This window comes from Flavobacterium sp. ASV13 (genome assembly GCF_000745775.1).
Classification (GTDB): Bacteria; Bacteroidota; Bacteroidia; order Flavobacteriales; family Flavobacteriaceae; genus Flavobacterium.
Map to the genome: position 1 here is coordinate 1 of NZ_JQJY01000009.1, position 20,808 is coordinate 20,808.

The window sequence follows — 20,808 nt, forward strand, 5'->3', positions numbered from 1 at the left end:
GCTGTGACGGAAACCACGACAGCGATCAACAGCAACAACGGAGGCACGACAATATCTTTGACAGCCAATGATACGCTGAACGGAACACCGGTTACGGTTGGGACAGGCGCAGGGAAGGTAACCTTCACACTGGTAAGCACGCTTCCGACAGGATTAACGCTGAATGCAGACAAAACCATCACAGTGGCTCCGGGCACCGCATCGGGAAGCTACGAAGTGGAATATACGATCTGCGACAACGACCATGCGCTTAACTGCGACACGGTTAAGAGTTATGTTCAGGTGACGGGCGATGTTTTGGTTGCCAATGCGGACAATCCTGCATCTGTAACAGAATCAAGCCAGGCACAGACGATTATTACAGTAATCAGCAACGATACCAGAAACGGACAGCCATTGACGGCATCCGAAGTAAAAATAACAACGACAGTTGCGGACCCTTCAGGCTACCTGACATTGGATCCGACGACAGGAGTTGCAACCCTTGGTGCTAATGCTCCTGCGGGAAGTTACAGCTTGACGTATTCGATCTGCGACAAGACCAATGCATCGAACTGCTCGACGGCGAGTGTAACCCTGACAGTAAATGCTCCGATAGTAATACCTGTAATCGATGCTGTGACGGAAACCACAACAGCGATCAACAGCAACAACGGAGGCACGACAATATCCTTGACTGCCAATGATACGCTGAACGGAACACCGGTAACGGTCGGGACAGGTGCAGGGAAGGTAACCTTCACACTGGTAAGCACGCTTCCAACAGGATTAACAATAAATGCAGACAAAACCATCACAGTGGCTCCTGGCACAGCATCGGGAACCTACGAAGTGGAATACACGATCTGCGACAACGACCATGCGCTTAACTGCGATACGGTCAAGAGTTATATCCAGGTAACGGGAGACTCATTGGTATTGAAAGATGACTTAGCAGGTCCAATTGCAGGAGTTAATCACCCAGTGACAGTTGTAAATGTTTTAGAAAATGACACTAAAAACGGATTGCCAATTACGGCTTCTGATGTAAACCTTTCAGTAACGATTGCTGATCCAGCTGGATATTTAACATTGAATCCTGATGGAACAATTATATTAAAAGAAAATGCACCGGCAGGAACTTATGGACTAACGTATCAGGTTTGTGAATTGAACACAACAAATTGCAAAACAGCCGATGTTAAAGTAACAGTTGTTCTTCCAACAATGACTGTAACTACGAATAGTTATTGCTCTAATAATGTTCCTTATGTATCATACAATGTAACGCCAGATAATTTTACAACCAATAATTTATTGACTGTAAAATGGATTGATAGTGATAATAATGTTGTAGCAACACAAACTAATTTGCCATTGAGCGGAAGCATTTTATGGCCGGGAGCAATTGTAGACAGCAACGGAATTGGAGTTGACTGGCCAGGATGGTTATTTGCAAATGGTCAGTGGACAGAAGGTGCTGATGGATTTGAAAAAACAAGAACTGGTGTTACAATGGAGTTTTCATTAAATCCTACTGTAAGTATGATAGTGAGTTATCCGCCAGCAACACCACAATGTAATGCAAGACCAACTTTTGAAATCAAAGCAAACAATGATGCTGCTGGACCAATTGATGCAAAAAAAGGTATCAGCACAGCATTGAATATATTTAGTAATGACCGTTTAAATGGAACAGCAGTAAACCAAACAGCAGTTGTTTTAAGCACAGTGGTTGCAAACCCTAATTTGATTTTAAATGCAGATGGTTCTGTTGATGTTAAAACGGGAACACCATCGGGAACTTATCAATTGACTTACCAAATTTGTGAAGCTTCAAACTCATCAAATTGCAGTCAGGCGGTTGTAAATGTTACAGTTGTCAACTCAGAAGATCCTGCACCTGCAGCACAGATTATTACAAAAGACGATTTGCAGGTAAATGTTGATGGAATTAATGGACAGCTTGAGTTTATAAATGTACTAGACAATGATTTAGTGAATGGCTTGCCAATTGATCCGGCAAATGTTGTGATATCTAATACACCAAAAAGTCCATATTTTGAATTTAATGCAGACGGAACCGTAAATGTGAAACCAAACACACCAGGTGGAAGTTATGCTTTAGTTTATCAAGTATGTGAAAAAGCAAATTCATCTAATTGCAGTTCATCGACCTTGAATGTTTTTGTTGAAGTGCCAAACATTGCGATTATCAAAACAGCGGTATTTAATGATGAAAATGGAAATGGATTTGCAAATGCAGGTGAAACAATCACTTATAAATTTAAAGTAACTAACACAGGAAATGTTCCATTGACAAATGTTAGCGTTTCAGATCCTCTGCCAGGTGTAGTTGTTTCTGGACAAACAATTAATCTTGGAGTTGGCGAATCAAATGACAATAATTTCACAGCGAAATATAAAATTACTCAAAGTGATATTATTTCAGGTACAGTAAGTAATCAGGCAATAGCTTTTGGAAAAAGTGCAAGAGGAGTTGAAGTTGAAGACAAATCTGATGATGAAAGCAATTCAGGAGATCGTCCTACAGTATTAAGCTTAGATGGATGTAAAATAAAAGTACTAAATGCTTTTTCTCCAAATGGAGATTCAAAAAATGCAAGATTCTATATTCAAGGGATAGAGTGTTATCCTGATAATACAGTTGAAATTTACAACCGATGGGGCGTTTTGGTATTTGATATTGATCATTACAATAATGAAGATCGAGTTTTTGTGGGAGTTTCAGCAGGACGCGCGACGATCAAAGAATCAGATGGATTGCCAGTAGGAACCTATTTCTATATTTTAAAATATAAAGATAGTGATTCAAATCAGCATGAGCAGTCAGGTTACTTGTATCTAAATAAATAAAAAATGATAAGCGGCTTGACCTTTAGCCAAGCCGTTTTAAAAGCTTACTAAATGAAAAAATTAATTTTAATTTTCATGTTTTTTTCAGTCGTGTGTTCGGCTCAGCAAGATGCGCAGTTCACACAATATATGTACAATACAATCTCGGTGAATCCTGCTTATGCTGGTTCTAGAGGTGTATTGAATGTATTTGGATTGTATCGTACACAATGGATCGGGCTTGATGGTGCTCCAGAGACAAGCACATTTTCATTAAACACACCTTTAAGCAATAATAGCAAATTAGGATTAGGTGTCTCTTTGGTCAACGATAAAATTGGGCCAACTGTTGAAAATACTTTATCGGCTGATTTGTCTTATAGTATTCCTACTTCTGAATCATTTAAACTTTCTTTTGGAATAAAAGCTACGGCCAATATGTTTAATCTTGATGTCAGCAAATTAAGTTTTGAAAATCAAGGAGATGAACAATTTCAGGATTTAGACAATAAATTTTCGCCAAATATTGGAGCAGGAGTTTATTGGCATTCTGATAGAGCATATTTAGGATTCTCTGTTCCAAATTTCATTGAGACAAATCGTTATGATGATAACAACACAGCTATTTTCAAAGAAAAAATAAATTATTATTTCATAGCAGGTTACGTATTCAATTTGGATAAATTAGAATATATCCGATTTAAACCTGCTTTATTAACTAAAATGGCTCAAGGAGCACCGTTGCAAGTTGATGTTTCGGGTAATTTCATGTTTTATGATAAATTCGTTGTTGGACTTGCTTATCGCTGGAGTGCATCAGTAAGTGCAATGGCAGGTTTTCAAGTATCAAAAGGTATGTATGTTGGATACGGATACGATCATGAAACTACCAATTTAAGACGATACAACTCTGGATCTCATGAGATTTTCCTTCGTTTCGAGTTTTTCAATAGTTATAAAAAAATGACATCTCCAAGATTTTTCTAATTTGATACCGATCATGAGAATTAAAATAGTAAGCTTTTCTGTTTTGTTTGTATTTCTTTTTTTCAAAGTAAATGCACAGACAACAAAAATAAGTTCCGCAGATAAAAAGTATGATGATTATGCCTTCGTAGATGCTATAAAAGCATATGAAAGTTTGATAGAAAAAGGAACAAAAGATGAAAAAATAGTACAAAGACTAGGTAATTCCTATTATTTTATAGGTGAATTACAGTCGGCTTTGCAATGGTACAATGAGTTGTTTATTATGAATGAAGAACAAGAACCAGAATATTTGTACCGATATGCACAATGTTTAAAAGCATCAGGAAATTATCGAAAAGCCGATGAAGTTTTAGAAAAATTCAATCAAAAAGCAAATTCACAACAAAGAGCTTCTTTGATTCGAAATGACAAAAACTATTTGGAACAAATCAAATTAAATTCGGGGCGTTATGAAATTGCAGATGCCGGAATTAATTCACCTTATTCTGATTATGGAAGTTTTATTTTGGATAAAAAAATTGTCTTCACTTCAGCGAGAGATACAGGCGGAATTGCAAAAACTAGTTTTAAATGGACAAACAAATCTTTTTCGAAATTATATATAGCTGATTTAATGCCAGACGGAAGCGTCAGCAAGCCGGAATTATTTCGTAAAAAACAGAAATCAAAATTTAATGAATCGACGCCAGTTTTCACAAAAGATGGCCGAACAATGTATTTTACCAGAAATAATTTCACCGACGGAAAAAGAGGCCAAAATGACAAGCAAGTAACGCTTTTAAAACTTTATAAAGCGGAATTTATTAATGATGAATGGGTGAATGAAAAAGAACTTCCGTTCAATAGCGATCAATATAGTACGGCACATCCTGCATTAAGCATGGACGAAAAAACATTATATTTTGCGTCAGATATGCCAGGAACTTTAGGACAGTCAGATTTGTTTAAAGTGGCAATAAATGCAGATGGGACTTTTGGTCAGCCTCAAAATTTAGGTCCAATAATTAATACCGAAGGAAGAGAAACTTTTCCTTTTATTTCAAATGAAAATGAACTTTATTTTGCTTCAGATGGACGCCCGGGGCTTGGAGGACTTGACATTTTCGTTACAAAAATAAACCCTGACAGCACAATTGAAGATGATGTGCAAAATGTAGGAGAACCAGTAAACGGCAAACAAGATGATTTCGGATTTACAATTGACAGTAAAAACAGAACCGGATATTTTTCTTCTAATAGAGATAATGGCCACGGTTTAGACGATGTTTATCGTTTTGCAGAAACCAAAAGATTGGTTTGCGAACAAGATTTAATGGGAACAGTTTCTGATGCTGAAACGAATGAGGTTTTATCGAATGTAAGTTTAAATTTATTCGATGAAAATTTTAATCCTCTTTCGACAATCGTAACAGATGATAAAGGGAATTATATTTTTCCAAAAATAAAATGTGGTAAAAAATATTCTATCCGAGCATCAAAAACTGATTATGGAATAAAAGACATTTCGACAGTGCTTAAAAAAGAAAATGGTAAAACAACTTTGGATTTTACAATGCAAAAATTGTTCAAACCTTTAGCAACTAAAGCAATCGAAATCAAAAAGACAATCGTAAAACCAGTTAAACTCGGACCAATAAAAATCGGAACAGATTTAGCCAAATTACTTCATATTCCAATGAACTTTTTTGATTTAGGAAAAGCAACAATCAAAAAAACATCGGAACCTGATTTAAATAAAGTTGTTGATGTTTTAAATCAGTATCCAAATATAAAATTAGATATTCGTTCGCATACAGACAGTCGTTCATCTGCAGAAAGCAATCAAATTTTATCAGATAAAAGAGCACAATCAACAAAAGATTGGTTAATAAGTAAAGGAATTGATGAAAGTCGATTGACAGCAAAAGGTTATGGTGAAACTCAATTGGTAAACAAATGTGCTGATGGCGTAAAATGTACAGAAAAAGAGCATCAGCAAAATAGACGAAGTGAATTTATCATCGTTGGTTTGTAAAAAAGAAACAATCAAAAAAGGGGCTCTTTTCTAATTATGAAAAGAGCTCTTTTTTTATGGAACCATAGAAAGCGTTAAAAAAACAAATTTTTCACAAAAAACTTCTTCAATTGATTTCATTCTTTATTGAATAATTTTGAAAAACTGAAATGTGTTGTATTTTATTTAAAATGAATGAATTAGCTTTTTAAAAAATAAATTTTAATAACAAGTTTTGTCATTTTTTATTTAACTTTATAAATCTAAATTTTTTCAGATATGACTGTAAATCAAATACTAAACGCAAAAGGAAGAAATGTTTATTCCGTACTTTCAACTACAACAGTTTATGAAGCATTGAAAGTAATGGGCGAAAAAAACATAGGGGCAATTCTTGTAATTGATGGAACTGACCTAAAAGGAATATTATCTGAAAGGGATTATGCTCGAAAAATTGTTTTGAAGGATAAATCGTCAAAAGAGACTTTTGTTCATGAAATTATGGAAAGCAATGTTATTACAGTAAATCTTTCAAATAATATTGAAGATTGCATGGAGCTGATGAGCACAAAAAGATTCAGACATTTGCCAGTTTTAGAAGATGGAACTGTAGTTGGAATTATCTCAATCAGCGATGTTGTAAAAGCAATTATCGAAATTCAAAAAGATACCATAAATCACTTGAATTCTTATATTTCGCAATAAAAAAAAGCCAAAATATATACTTGTAAAAATAGTCCTGATTTTGAAGGACTATTTTTTTTTGATGCCGTAAATTGTTATTTTAACAAAAGAAAGCACTAAAAACGCCCCATTTTAAACTAAGACTTATATCTTTGTAAGCTAGAATAAAAGCTAAAAATAATGAACAAAGAGAGTAAAAGAAGAGAAGCGCTGCTGTATCACTCAGAGCCGACTCCAGGAAAAATTCAGGTAGTTCCAACAAAAAAATACGCAACCCAGAGAGACTTATCGCTGGCTTATTCGCCAGGTGTTGCAGAGCCATGTTTAGATATTGCAGCAAACGTTGAAGACGTTTATAAATACACAGCAAAAGGAAATTTAGTAGCTGTAATTTCAAATGGTACAGCAGTTTTAGGACTTGGGGATATTGGTCCTGAAGCATCAAAACCTGTAATGGAAGGAAAAGGTTTATTATTTAAAATATTCTCTGATATTGATGTTTTTGATATCGAAGTTGATACAAAAAATGTAGAAGAGTTTATCCAGACTGTAAAAAATATCGCTCCAACTTTTGGAGGTATCAATCTTGAAGATATTAAAGCACCGGAATCTTTTGAAATTGAAAGAAGACTAATTGAAGAATTAGATATTCCGGTAATGCACGATGACCAGCACGGAACTGCAATTATTTCTGCAGCAGCTTTAATCAATGCATTAGAATTGGCTGGGAAAAAAGCCGAAGACGTTAAAGTTGTAGTTTCAGGAGCAGGTTCGGCTGCAATTGCTTGTACAGATTTATACGTATTATTAGGTGTAAAAGTTGAAAACGTTTTGATGTATAATAGTAAAGGACTTTTAACAAAAGACAATCCTTCACTATCTGATTTACAATTGAAATATGCTTTTGACGGCGCTAAAATTGAATTAGCAGAAGCTGTAAAAGGTGCTGATGTTTTTATCGGACTTTCTTCTGGAAATATTATGTCGCCAGAAATGTTATTGACAATGGCTGAAAATCCAATTGTTTTTGCAATGGCAAATCCAAATCCGGAAATCGATTATAATCTGGCTGTAGAAACTCGTAAAGATGTTATTATGGCTACAGGACGTTCTGATTTTCCTAATCAGGTTAATAACGTTCTTGGTTTTCCATACATTTTTAGAGGAGCACTTGACGTAAGAGCTACGAAAATTAACGAAGCGATGAAAATGGCGGCTGTAAAAGCTTTAGCTATTTTGGCAAAAGAGCCAGTTCCTGAACAGGTTAATGTTGCTTACGGCGCTACAAAATTAGGTTTTGGTCAAGAATATATCATTCCTAAACCTTTTGACCCTCGTTTGATTACAGTTGTAGCTCCTGCAGTTGCAAGAGCAGCGATGGAATCTGGAGTGGCAAAACATCCTATTACAGACTGGGCAGCTTATGAAGATGTGCTTCGCGAACGTATGGGTAATGACAACAAAATGGTGCGCTTAATTACTAATCGCGCTAAATTAAATCCAAAACGAATTGTTTTTGCTGAAGCGGATCACTTAAATGTTTTAAAAGCAGCTCAGATTGTTTATGAAGACGGAATCGGTTTCCCAATTTTATTAGGAAACAGAGAAATTATATTAGAATTGAAAGCTGAATTAGGTTTTGATGCTGATCTTGAAATCATCGATCCTAAAACAAACGAAGAAGAAGAAAGACGTAACAGATTTGCAAATTCATACTGGGAAACAAGAGAGCGCAGAGGCGTTTCGTTGCTTGATGCTCAGAAATTCATGCGCGAAAGAAACTATTTTGCAGCCATGATGGTAAATGAAGGCGAAGCTGATGCGGTTGTAACTGGTCATTCAAGAAGTTATCCAAGTGTTGTAAAACCAATGCTTCAATTAATTGAAAAAGCACCGGGAGCTTCACTTGTTGCAACTGCAAATATGATGCTTACAGCACGTGGCCCAATGTTTTTGTCTGATACTGCAATTAATATTAATCCATCTGCTCAAGATTTAGTTAATATTGCGTTGATGACTGCAAAAACTGCAAAAATGTTTGGTATTGAGCCAGTTATTGCAATGGTTTCTTATTCAAACTTTGGTTCATCAACACATCAAAATGCATCAAAAGTGAGAGAAGCGGTTGCTTATCTGCATAAAAATCATCCTGAATTGATTGTAGATGGAGAAATTCAGGCAGATTTCGCTTTAAATTCAGAAATGCTTAAAGAAAAATTCCCATTCTCTAAATTAGCAGGAAAAAAAGTAAATACATTGGTTTTCCCTAACTTAGAGTCGGCAAACATCACTTATAAGCTATTGAAAGAATTGAATAAAGCAGGTTCAATTGGCCCAATTATGATGGGACTTAACAAACCTGTACATATTTTCCAGTTAGGAGCAAGCGTTGAAGAAATGGTCAACATGGCTGCAATTGCAGTTATCGATGCTCAGGAAAAAGAAATTAAAAAAAATAAATTAGCACAATAGTCCAATATAGAAAAGAGAAAAATCTTATTTTTATGTATATTTGGTACTATAAATTATATTTATGATAGCACATTTGCAAGGGAAATTAGTTGAAAAGAATCCCACAGAAGTTGTAATTGATTGTGGTGGAGTGGGATACCATGTAAATATCTCTTTGCATACCTTTTCGTTAATTCCTAATGCTGATTTTATAAAATTGTATACGCATCTTCAAATTAAAGAAGATGCGCATACTTTATTTGGTTTTGTTGAAAAGTCAGAACGCGAAATATTCAGAATGTTATTATCTGTTTCTGGTATTGGAGCTAATATTGCAAGAACAATGTTGTCTTCGATTGAGCCAAAACAAATTATTAATGCGATTGCATCTGGAGACGTAGCAGTTATCCAGTCAATTAAGGGAATTGGAAGCAAAACAGCTCAAAGAGTTATACTTGATTTAAAAGAAAAAGTGTTAAAATTGTATGATTTGGATGAAGTTTCAGTAGTTCAAAACAATACAAACAGAGATGAAGCGTTATCTGCTTTGGAAGTTTTAGGATTTGTTCGAAAAGCTTCTGAAAAAGTAGTCGAAAAGATCGTAAAAGAAGATCCGGAAGCTACCGCAGAAACCATCATAAAAAGAGCATTAAAAAGCTTGTAACTCAACTAACATAAACCAATTGTATGCGTAAAATTTGTATTTTTTTACTGGTTTTATTTTGCGGTAATGTTTTGCAATCGCAAGTAAATCCGGCAGTTCAAGATACAACTAAAACTCAGTTTTCCAAAGGAAAGTTAGAGTTGAAAGATCCTCCAAGCATACTTTCGGCCTATAAATATGATCCAATATCAGATCGATATATTTATACTAATTCAGTTGATGGTTTTCCAGTAAACTATCCTATTATTTTAACTCCCAAAGAATATGAAGATTTAGTTCTGAAAGAGTCTCGTCGAGATTATTTCAGAAAAAAAGCTGATGCTATAGATGGAAAAAAAGCAGGAAGTGAGGCTGCAAAAAAGAATTTGTTACCAAGATATTATGTTAACTCAAGCTTTTTCGAAAGTATTTTCGGAAGCAATACAATTGACGTAAAACCCACAGGTTCTGTTGAAATGGACTTGGGAATACGATATACAAAGCAAGACAATCCATCATTTTCACCCCGAAACAGATCCAGCCTCACATTTGATTTTGATCAAAGAATCAGTATGAGTTTGATGGGAAAAGTAGGAACACGATTAGAAGTAAATGCTAATTATGATACTCAGTCCACATTTGCTTTTCAAAACTTATTTAAATTGGCTTACACCCCTTCTGAAGATGATATTATTCAGAAAGTCGAAGTAGGTAATGTCAGCATGCCTTTAAACAGTACTTTAATTCGTGGTGCACAGAGTTTATTTGGTGTAAAAACACAATTACAGTTTGGAAAAACAACGGTAACGGGTGTTTTCTCCGAGCAAAAATCACAAACAAAGAGTGTTGTAGCCGAAGGAGGTGGTACAGTGCAAAATTTTGATTTGTATGCATTAGATTATGATAATGACCGTCACTTTTTCTTATCTCAGTTCTTTAGAGACAGGTATGATGCTTCGTTAAAAAGTTATCCTGTTATTAATAGCCGTGTTCAGGTCACAAGAATAGAGGTTTGGGTAACCAATAAGCAAAATAGGGTAAGCACAACAAGTAATAACCTTCGTAATGTTATTGCGCTTCAGGATTTAGGTGAAGGACCTCTTAGCGATGTTCCTGATAACGAAGTTGTTGTTATCAGTTCAACTGCAGGATTTTTTAATAAGCCTGTTGATTCACCTGCTGATAATGAGAATAATGCCTACGATCCTGCAGCAATTGGTCAAGCGGGATCATTTTTAAATTCGAATATTAGAGAAATCGTTACGGCAAAATCTGGATTCAATAATACAAATGTAAGCGAAGGAACTGATTACTCAATATTAGAGAATGCCCGCAAATTAACAGCAAACGAATTTACTTTCAATCCGCAGTTAGGATATATATCATTGCAGCAACGTTTGGCAAATGATGAGATTCTGGCTGTAGCTTATGAATATACAGAAGGAGGTAAGGTTTATCAAGTTGGAGAATTTGGAAGTGACGGTGTTGATGCTACAGTTGTCACTGGAAATAATAATTCTAATCAGGCGATTATTACGCAAAGTTTGATTTTGAAGATGCTTAAAAGCAATTTGACAAATGTGCAGAATCCAGTTTGGAATCTGATGATGAAAAACGTTTATCAAATTCCACAGGCATATCAAATCAAACAAGATGATTTTAGAATGAATATCTTGTATACTGATCCTTCTCCGATTAACTATATTACTCCAGTAACGGGATCTACTTTTCCGCCAAATCCGGCACCTGATAATAAAGTAGATCAGACTCCTTTGTTGAATGTTTTTAATTTGGACAAGCTGAATTATAACAATGATCCACAAACAGGAGGAGATGGTTTCTTTGATTATTTACCAGGTATTACTGTTGATGTTCAAAATGGGCGAATTATTTTTACAACAAAAGAGCCTTTTGGAGAATTGATATTTAGTAAACTGCAAAGTAATACAGGTGAGAATTACAATGATCCAAGTACATATAATGCAAACCAGCAGAAATACGTTTTTAGAAGCATGTATCGCAATACGCAATCTGGTGCATTGCAGGATAGTGACAAGAATAAATTTTTGCTTAGAGGAAAATATAAATCTTCAGGAAGTAACGGAATCCCAATTGGAGCCTTTAACGTGCCTCAAGGTTCTGTTGTTGTAATGGCAGCGGGGCGAAGACTTGTTGAAGGTATTGATTATAGTGTTGATTATCAGTTAGGACGAGTTCAGATTTTAGATCCATCGCTTCAGGCTTCAAATACACCAATTGAAGTTTCATTAGAGAATAATTCTATTTTTGGACAGCAAACCCGAAGATTTATTGGATTCAATGTTGAACATAAAATTTCAGACAAATTTGTTGTCGGCGGTACATATTTAAAAATGACGGAAAAACCGTTTACTCAAAAATCAAGTTACGGTCAGGAATCAGTAAACAATACAATTTTTGGATTCAATGGTAATTATGCAACAGAAGTTCCATTCCTTACCAGATTAGTGAATAAGCTTCCAAATATGGATACTGATGTTCCGTCAAATCTTTCGATACGAGGTGAAGTTGCCTTTTTAAAACCAGATGCTCCAAAAGCAAGTGATTTTGAAGGCGAAGCAACAATTTATATTGATGATTTTGAAGGTTCTCAGTCAACAATTGATATGAGATCTGCCTATGCGTGGAGTTTAGCGTCAACTCCATTTGTAAATTCGATTAATGATAATACGTTTAACGCTAATTCAAATACGCTTGATTACGGATTTAAACGAGCAAAATTGGCTTGGTATACAATCGATCCAATTTTTTACTCCTCAAAACCATCTGGTATTTCAAATGATGATTTGTCATTAAATTCTACAAGAAGAATTTATAGTAAAGAGTTATATCCAAATACAGATATTGCCCAAGGTCAGATTCAGGTGGTTAATACACTTGATTTAACTTATTTTCCGTCTGACAGAGGACCTTATAATAATAACCCAAATTTTAGTTCAAGTGCAGCTTCGTCTAATTTTGGAGGAATTATGCGTGCGCTGAATTCAACTAATTTTGAACAAGGAAATGTTGAATATATTCAGTTTTGGGTATTGGATCCTTATGTTGGAAACGGTGAAGCTCCGGCAAACAATACAGGTAAAATCTATTTCAACTTAGGTGAAGTTTCTGAAGATGTTTTAAAAGACGGAAGAAAACAATATGAAAATGGTTTAGGTCCGGATCAGGTAATGGTAAATCCGCAACCTATTTGGGGTGATGTTCCAGCTTCTCAATCGTTGATTTATGCATTTGATACTAACCCAGATAATCGTAAAAATCAAGACGTTGGTTTAGATGGTTTGCCAGATGCTAAAGAAGCCGCGATTTATAATAATTATGCAGGGGAACAAGATCCCGCAGCTGATAACTACACTTATTATCTGAATACAGACGGAGGAGTTATCAATCGTTACAAAAAATATAATGGTACAGAAGGCAACTCTGCAGTTAGTATTAATGATCCTAATCGTGGGTCAACAACATTGCCAGATGTAGAGGACATTAATCGTGACAACACCATGAGTACGATTAATGCTTATTATGAATACAGTATTGATTTGAAACCAGGAATGCAGGTTGGGTCAAATTATATTACGGATATCCGCGAAGTAAGTAATGTCGAATTGCCAAACGGAGGAACTACAAATGCAAGATGGATTCAGTTTAAGATTCCGGTATCAAAACCAGAAAATACAATCGGAAACATTTCTGATTTTAGATCGATTCGTTTCATGCGTATGTTTATGACTGGTTTTAATGATCAAATGACAGTACGTTTTGGAGCTTTGGATTTAGTTAGAGGTGAATGGAGAAAATATACTGGTACACTTGATGCAAATGATCCAAATCCAGATGATGACGGAGTTCAGTTTGATGTTGCCGCAGTTAATATTCAGGAAAACGGAACAAAATGTCCAGTAAATTATGTTATTCCGCCAGGTGTTCAGCGAGAACAATTGTATAACAACAATACGATAATCAATCAAAATGAGCAGGCTTTGGCAGTTCGAATTGGAGGGGCAGGATTACAATATTTGGATTCTAGAGCTGCTTTCAAGAATGTAAGTGTTGATATGCGTCAATACAAAAAAATGAAAATGTTCTTGCACGCTGAATCTCTTCCTAATGAAGCTACTTTAAGAGACGATGAAATGGTTGGTTTTATTCGTTTTGGTAATGACTTTACTCAAAACTATTATCAAGTTGAAATTCCGTTAAAAGTTACACAAACAGGAGGGTCTTGTACGATAAGCCCGGATTTGGTTTGGATGGAAGAGAATAATATCGATTTGGCGTTAGATTTATTGACCAGAATGAAAATTAAGGCAATGCCATTGGATATTAATTCTCCTAAAAGAGATATTAATGGGGTTTATTATCCTGATGATGATCCGGATTTAATTCCAGACGGAGGTGATGGTGACAGCAAATTAAGATTAGGTATTAAAGGAAATCCGAACTTTGGTTTGGTTCGAAATTTAATGGTCGGAGTTAAGAGCAGGGCCGATCATAAAGATATAAAAGGAGAGGTTTGGTTCAATGAGCTTCGTATGTCAGATTTGGATAATAAAGGCGGTATGGCAGCATTGTTAAATGTTGATACCAATATGGCTGATTTTGCAACCATTTCTGCAACTGGAAGAAAAAGTACGATTGGATTTGGATCGCTGGAACAAGGTGCAAACGAGAGAGATCGTGAAGATATTCAGCAATATAATATTGTGACCAATTTGAATTTAGGAAAATTATTACCACATAAATGGGGAATCAATTTACCTTTTAATTATGCAATTGGTGAAGAAGTTATTACGCCAGAATATGATCCTTTTAATCAGGATATTAAATTAGATCAGTTGCTTAACGAAACTACTGATCAGGCAGAAAAAGATAATATCAGAACTCGTGCTATAGATTACACAAAACGTAAAAGTATCAACTTTATAGGTGTAAGAAAAGATAGGGCTCCAGAACAAAAACCGCATGTTTATGATGTTGAAAATTTCACTTTTTCACAATCATATAATGAGGTGGCACGCCATGATTATGAAGTTGAAGATTATAGAGATCAACAATCAAATTCGGCTGTAAATTATGCTTATACTTTTCAGCCAAAAGAAGTTGTACCTTTCAAGCAGACCAAATTCATGAAAAAAAGTGATTATTGGAAAATGTTGAGTGATTTCAATTTTAATTATTTGCCTTCGAATATTACGTTTAACACAAATATTTTAAGACAAAGCAATCGTCAACAATATAGACAGGTTGAGGTTGAAGGTATAGGACTTGATCCGCTTTACAGAAGAAATTTTGCTTTTAATTACCAATATGGATTTGGTTTTAATCTGACTAAATCATTAAAATTAAATTATACAGCGGCATCAAATAATATTGTGAAGAATTATTTGAATGAAGATAAAACACCAAAAGAAGATTTTAATATTTGGGATGATTATTTAGACATTGGTACACCAAATCAGCATTTACAGCAATTAGTATTGAATTATGAAATTCCGCTGTATAAAATTCCTGTTCTGAGTTTTGTAAAAGCGAGTTATTCCTATACAGCTGATTACAGTTGGCAACGTGCTTCTACAGCTATGTCTGAATTTACTGCTGATGACGGAGTTACATATAATTTAGGGAATACAATTCAGAATGCCAACTCAAATACATTTACGACAACCCTAAACATGAATTTATTATATAAATATTTAGGATTGACGCCAGGTGCAAAAACAGCTGCAAAACCTAAACCGGCCGGACCTCCAAAACCTGGAGAGAAAGTAGTGAATACTGCAAAACCAGTAGAGAAAAACAGTCCGTTTTATGATGGTCTAATTGGAGTTTTAACAAGTGTAAAAAACATTCAGATTAATTATACTAAAAATAGCGGAACAGTTTTACCAGGATATACGCCAAGTGTTGGTTTCTTTGGTACAGCAAAACCATCATTAGGTTTTATTTTTGGAAGTCAGGATGACGTTCGATATGAATCAGCAAAAAATGGATGGTTAACAAACTATGATAATTTCAACCAAAATTTCACACAGGTAGAAAATAAGATTTTAAAAATAACTGCGAACATGGATTTATTGCCAGATCTAAAAATTGATTTAGCGATGGATCGTGCTTATTCTGAAAATTCATCAGAACAATATAGTGTTAGAGATTCAATAGGACAATTGTTTTATAAGCCGTTATCGCCTTATACGTATGGAATGTTTTCGATCTCAACGGTGCTGATTAAAACATCTTTTGCAACAAGTAATGAAAATGAATCTGCAGCATTCGATGATTTTAGAAATAATCGTTTAGTAATCGCAAATCGTTTGGCAGAAGATCATTATGGTTCGGGTACAACGATTCCAAGATATGATGCAGGAGCACTTCCTCCTGAAAATCCTAATGCACCTATAGAAGATCTTTCAAATCCAAATAACAGTCAGAGAAAGTTAATTCAGTCAAATGACGGTTATCCGATAGGTTATGGTAAAAGTAATCAGGCGGTATTGCTTCCTTCTTTTTTAGCGGCATATACAGGAAAAGATGCGTCGAACGCTTCGACTAGTATTTTTAGAAGTTTTCCTATTCCAAACTGGTCGATTAAATATAATGGGTTGATGCGCTTTAAGTATTTTAAAGATCACTTTAGACGTTTTTCATTGCAGCATAATTACCGTGCATCCTATACCATAAATCAATTTAGGTCTAATTTTGATTATTATGAAAATCCAAACGGGCAAGATATAAACTCGAATTTCTATAATCAAACTATAATGTCAAATGTCAATTTAGTTGAACAGTTTAGTCCGCTGATTCGTGTTGATTTTGAGTTAAAAAGTTCTTTCCGTTTGCTGACTGAAATAAAACGAGACAGAGCATTGTCTATGAGTTTCGATAATAATTTACTGACCGAAGTAAGAGGTGTGGAGTATGTTGTAGGAATGGGGTATCGATTTAAAGATGTTATTTTTTCATCTCGTTTAGCGGATAATCCAACAGGAATTATAAAAAGTGATATTAATATAAAAGCTGATTTTTCATATCGAAATAATCAAACATTGGTGCGTTATTTAGATTATGACAATAACCAGTTGGCAGCAGGACAAAATATTTGGGCATTAAAATTAACAGCAGATTATGCATTCAGTAAAAATCTGACAGCTATATTTTATTATGACCATTCATTCTCGAAAGCAGTTATTTCGACTTCTTTCCCGCTTACAAATATTAGATCAGGATTTACGCTCAGATATAATTTCGGAAATTAAATTTAGAATTCTAAACTAGATTTTATTAGAAGATTATTACATTTGTGACTTAATTATTAAATTATCAATTTTCAAACATACTATTATGAGCATACCAGCAAATTTAAAGTACACAAAAGATCATGAATGGGTTAGCATCGAAGGCGATGTTGCGACTGTAGGAATTACTCATTTTGCACAAAAAGAGTTAGGGGATATTGTGTATGTTGAGGTAGAAACTTTAGATCAGACATTAGATAAAGACGAAGTTTTTGGAACAGTTGAAGCTGTTAAAACAGTTTCAGATTTATTTTTGCCTTTGACAGGTGAAATTATTGCTTTCAATGATAGTTTAGAAAGTGCTCCAGAAACTGTGAACTCTGATCCTTACGGAGCAGGATGGATGATCAAAATAAAAATTGCTGACGCTTCAGAAATTGATTCGTTATTGTCTGATGCAGCTTACAAACAACTTATCGGTGCCTAAACAACTTCTTTTAATTTGGGCGATTATTTGTTCAGGTATCATTACTTATTTTTGTTTGACGAATTCAAGTAATATACCGGCAATAGATTTTCCGAGTATAGATAAAATCGTTCATTTTTGCTTTCATTTCGGATTTACAATTTCGTGGATTTTGTTCTTCAAAAAAGAATTGAAAGGTCAGCATGCAAACGATTATAAAGCATATTTGATTTCATTTATATTTTCAGTTTTCTTTGGAATTACAATCGAGATTCTTCAAGGTGTTTTAACAACTACAAGAACTCCAGATGTAACTGATGTCCTTGCAAATACGATCGGAGCAACTGCCGGAGTATTTTCTGCTATAGGATTTAGGAAACTGATTGATAAAATAATAGGAATATAATTACCCACTTCGGTGGGTTTTTTATTATCATAAAATGAACCCTTATAAATAATGCTTTTTTTTCAATTTAAAATGTATTTTTGTGCCGATCTGACGTAATAGGAAAATCATGAACATTAAGCAATATCTTGATTCAACGTATCTTAAAACTGCTTTACAAGCTGGGCTTTCGGAAGCAGAAAATAATATTGTTGTAAAAAATGCAATTGAAGAAGCAATTGCAGAAGGTTTTAAGTTAATTATGATTCGGCCGGAACATGTCAGCTTGGCTAAAAAAATGATTTTGAAAGCTAATTCGTCTTTGCTTGTTGGTACTGTTATTGATTTTCCGGAAGGCAAATCAGATTTGGGAACCAAAATTAAAGAAGCAAATGAAGCAATTGAAAACGGAGCAGATGATTTGGATTTTGTCTGTAATTATGAAGCTTTCAAAAATGGCGAAATTGCATTAGTTAAAAATGAAATTTTAATAGGTACGCAAATTGGATTGGCACACAATAAAACCGTAAAATGGATTATTGAAACAGCAGCTTTGACTGATAAAGAAATTATCCAGCTTTCGGCTTTGATAAAAAATGTTGTGATTTCTAATTTTAAAGAGGAAAATTACGCATCAGTATTTGTGAAATCATCTACAGGTTTTTTTAAAACGGAAAATGATTTGCCTAATGGAGCGACTGTTCCAGTGATAATTATAATGTTAGAAAATGCATCGCCATTGTCAGTTAAGGCTGCGGGCGGTGTTCGATCATATGAAGACGCAATAGAAATGATTCGTTTAGGAGTTAAGCGAATCGGAACTTCGGCAGCAAAAGCAATTGCTGGCGGAGAGAATACCACAAATCAATATTAAATGAAAACCAAAACCTACGTAATGAATAAAAGCGCCCTGACTTTTATTTTAATGCTAACTTCTTTAATTGCTTTTGCACAAGAAAATAATGCTTCCTCAGTTAAATCTGGATTTACAAGTGAACAATTTCCTGTTTTTCAGAATTGCGAAAATTTGATCGATAAAAAATTGGAAAACTGCTTTTACAAAGAAGTTCAGGATTTTGTTTTTCAAAATTTTGAAGTTCCGGAAAATTTAAAGCAAAATAATTATAAAGGAGAAGTTAAGGTACTCTTTGAAGTAGATGCGACTGGTGTTTTTAAGGTGATTTATGTAAATACGGCAAATGAAGATTTGTCTAATGAAGCGAAACGTGTTTTTGGTAAGTTTCCAACAATTAAGCCGTCAACTTATAATGGAAAACCGACTTATTCAAAATATACCATCACAATAAATATTCCGTTAAAAAGTGCGGATCAATTGGCAGCAGAAGCCGCGGCAGCTGCACAGATTTTAAAACCAACCGAGAAACCTATGACGGAATTGGATAGTATTGTTTATAAAAAATACGATAATCCAGAATTCGAAAGCCATTTAAATATTCCATTTTCTCATAGTTATTACGCACAATTTGATGGTGCAATGAATCAAGTTGGAAGTAATAGTCATACTTCTTCAAAACCTTATACCTATGCGGAGGTTTCAAAATATTATAATTTGAAAGCTGTAAATGAGTCACTTCAAAAAAAGACTTCAACATGGCTTGGAAGAAAATGGTGGAATGAAAATTTGGTACAGATTCAGGGAGAAGATTACTGGCTGGCTTTAAATCCGATTGTAGATTTACAGATGGGAAAAGCTTCAGATCTTGATGCTTCTTATACCTATGTTAATACACGTGCTTTAAATTTTAGAGGAGGTTTAGGGAAACAAATAAATTTTACTACAACAATTTTTGAAAGCCAAGGCCGATTCGCTGGATATTTTAATGATTATGCTGAATCATTGAAACCGTCTGGAGGAAATCCGGCCATTATTCCTGGAGTTGGAATTGCAAAACGTTTTAAAACTGATGCATACGATTTTCCTTTGGCAGAAGCAAATATTACCTATACACCATATAAATTTTTCGATCTTCAGTTAGGTTACGGAAGAAACTTCATTGGTGACGGTTATCGTTCATTAATTGAGAGTGATGGGGCAAGTCCATATCCGTATTTTAAAATTAATACTACTTTCTGGAAAATTAAATATACGAATACTTATATGTGGCTGAAAGATGTTCGACCAGAAGTTACAGTTGATAAAACATACGCTACAAAGTTTATGGCAAATCACTATTTAAGCTGGAATGTTTCAAACAGACTGAATTTAGGTTTCTTTGAGTCTGTTGTTTGGACAGATACCAATAATAGAGGATTTGATGTGAATTTTGTGAATCCAATTATTTTTTATCGTACAGTTGAATTTACTTCTTCTTCAAGAAGTGGAAATGCGATGTTGGGTATTACTGGAAAATATAAATGGAATAACAGTATAAATTTATATTCTCAGTTTTTAATCGATGAATTTTCAGTTTCTGATGTAAAGGCGGGCGATAAAAGCTGGAAAAATAAATTTGGTTTTCAAATTGGAGGAAAATATTATAATGCATTCAATGTAAAAGATCTTTTGTTTCAAGTCGAGTATAATCATGTTCGTCCTTATGTGTATTCACATAGTGCCGTAATTACAAATTATGGACACAATAATCAAAGTCTTGGTCATCAATGGGGCGGAAATTTCAATGAATTAGTTGTAATTGGACGTTATCATAAAGGGCGTATTTTTGGCGATGCTAAATTTACTGTTGGAAAAAGAGGTCTTGATTTTAATACAACTAAAGACTCGTACAATTATGGTGGCGACATTTATAAAAGTTATGATGTAAAACGTCCATATGATAAAGGAGTAGAAGTAGGTCAGGGAAATAAAACAAATGTTTTTATTGCTGACGTTCAAGGAGGTTATTTGATAAACCCAATGACAAACCTGAAATTGTTTGGAAGTTTTATTTACAGAAACTTTGATCCGACTCAAGATACAGTTACAACTTTTAAGCAAAGTACGACTTGGTTTAGTATCGGATTACGTTCAGATATTTTTAATTGGTATTTCGATTACTAGGATTTTTATAAGATTTTTCGAAATAATTGTGTTAAAGATTTGCAAGTCCTTATTTTGTAAAGGTTTTATTG

11 protein-coding genes are annotated in these 20,808 nt (G+C 34.4%); all 11 read left to right on the forward strand.

The features are described 5' to 3' along the window. Positions 1 to 2,856: T9SS type B sorting domain-containing protein (locus tag GQ47_RS18050; RefSeq protein WP_035651470.1), on the forward strand; the 2,856-nt coding region annotated here is incomplete at its 5' end. Positions 2,857 to 2,907: 51 nt separating this feature from the next. Beyond that, positions 2,908 to 3,822 (forward strand): PorP/SprF family type IX secretion system membrane protein, encoded by a 915-nt coding sequence (locus tag GQ47_RS18055; protein ID WP_035651474.1) that lies wholly within the window; start codon positions 2,908 to 2,910, stop codon positions 3,820 to 3,822. Positions 3,823 to 3,835: 13 nt separating this feature from the next. Further along, positions 3,836 to 5,839: an OmpA family protein gene (locus tag GQ47_RS18060; RefSeq protein WP_035651475.1), complete on the forward strand. Its 2,004-nt coding sequence runs from the start codon at positions 3,836 to 3,838 to the stop codon at positions 5,837 to 5,839. A gap of 258 nt (positions 5,840 to 6,097) precedes the next feature. Continuing rightward, complete coding sequence (locus GQ47_RS18065; RefSeq protein WP_026730719.1) at positions 6,098 to 6,523, forward strand: CBS domain-containing protein; 426 nt, start codon at positions 6,098 to 6,100, stop codon at positions 6,521 to 6,523. 159 nt (positions 6,524 to 6,682) lie between these two features. Further along, positions 6,683 to 8,974 (forward strand): NADP-dependent malic enzyme, encoded by a 2,292-nt coding sequence (locus GQ47_RS18070; protein ID WP_035651478.1) that lies wholly within the window; start codon positions 6,683 to 6,685, stop codon positions 8,972 to 8,974. 61 nt (positions 8,975 to 9,035) lie between these two features. After that, complete coding sequence (gene ruvA / locus GQ47_RS18075) at positions 9,036 to 9,617, forward strand: Holliday junction branch migration protein RuvA (RefSeq protein ID WP_035651481.1); 582 nt, start codon at positions 9,036 to 9,038, stop codon at positions 9,615 to 9,617. Between the two features lie 23 nt (positions 9,618 to 9,640). Further along, entirely contained in the window at positions 9,641 to 16,888 is a 7,248-nt protein-coding gene (gene sprA, locus GQ47_RS18080; RefSeq protein WP_035651483.1) for a T9SS outer membrane translocon Sov/SprA, read from the forward strand. Between the two features lie 85 nt (positions 16,889 to 16,973). After that, on the forward strand, positions 16,974 to 17,354 hold the full coding sequence (gcvH, locus tag GQ47_RS18085; RefSeq protein ID WP_035651485.1) for a glycine cleavage system protein GcvH: 381 nt from the start codon (positions 16,974 to 16,976) through the stop codon (positions 17,352 to 17,354). Then, entirely contained in the window at positions 17,347 to 17,739 is a 393-nt protein-coding gene (locus GQ47_RS18090) for a VanZ family protein (RefSeq protein WP_035652048.1), read from the forward strand. Before gcvH ends, GQ47_RS18090 begins: the two co-directional genes overlap by 8 nt. A gap of 109 nt (positions 17,740 to 17,848) precedes the next feature. After that, positions 17,849 to 18,592, forward strand: a complete 744-nt coding sequence (gene deoC / locus GQ47_RS18095) for a deoxyribose-phosphate aldolase (RefSeq protein ID WP_035651487.1) — start codon at positions 17,849 to 17,851, stop codon at positions 18,590 to 18,592. Between the two features lie 21 nt (positions 18,593 to 18,613). Then, positions 18,614 to 20,737 carry an energy transducer TonB gene (locus tag GQ47_RS18100; RefSeq protein ID WP_035652049.1) on the forward strand — a complete coding sequence of 708 codons (2,124 nt, stop codon included), beginning with the start codon at positions 18,614 to 18,616 and terminating at the stop codon, positions 20,735 to 20,737. Positions 20,738 to 20,808 lie beyond the last annotated feature (71 nt).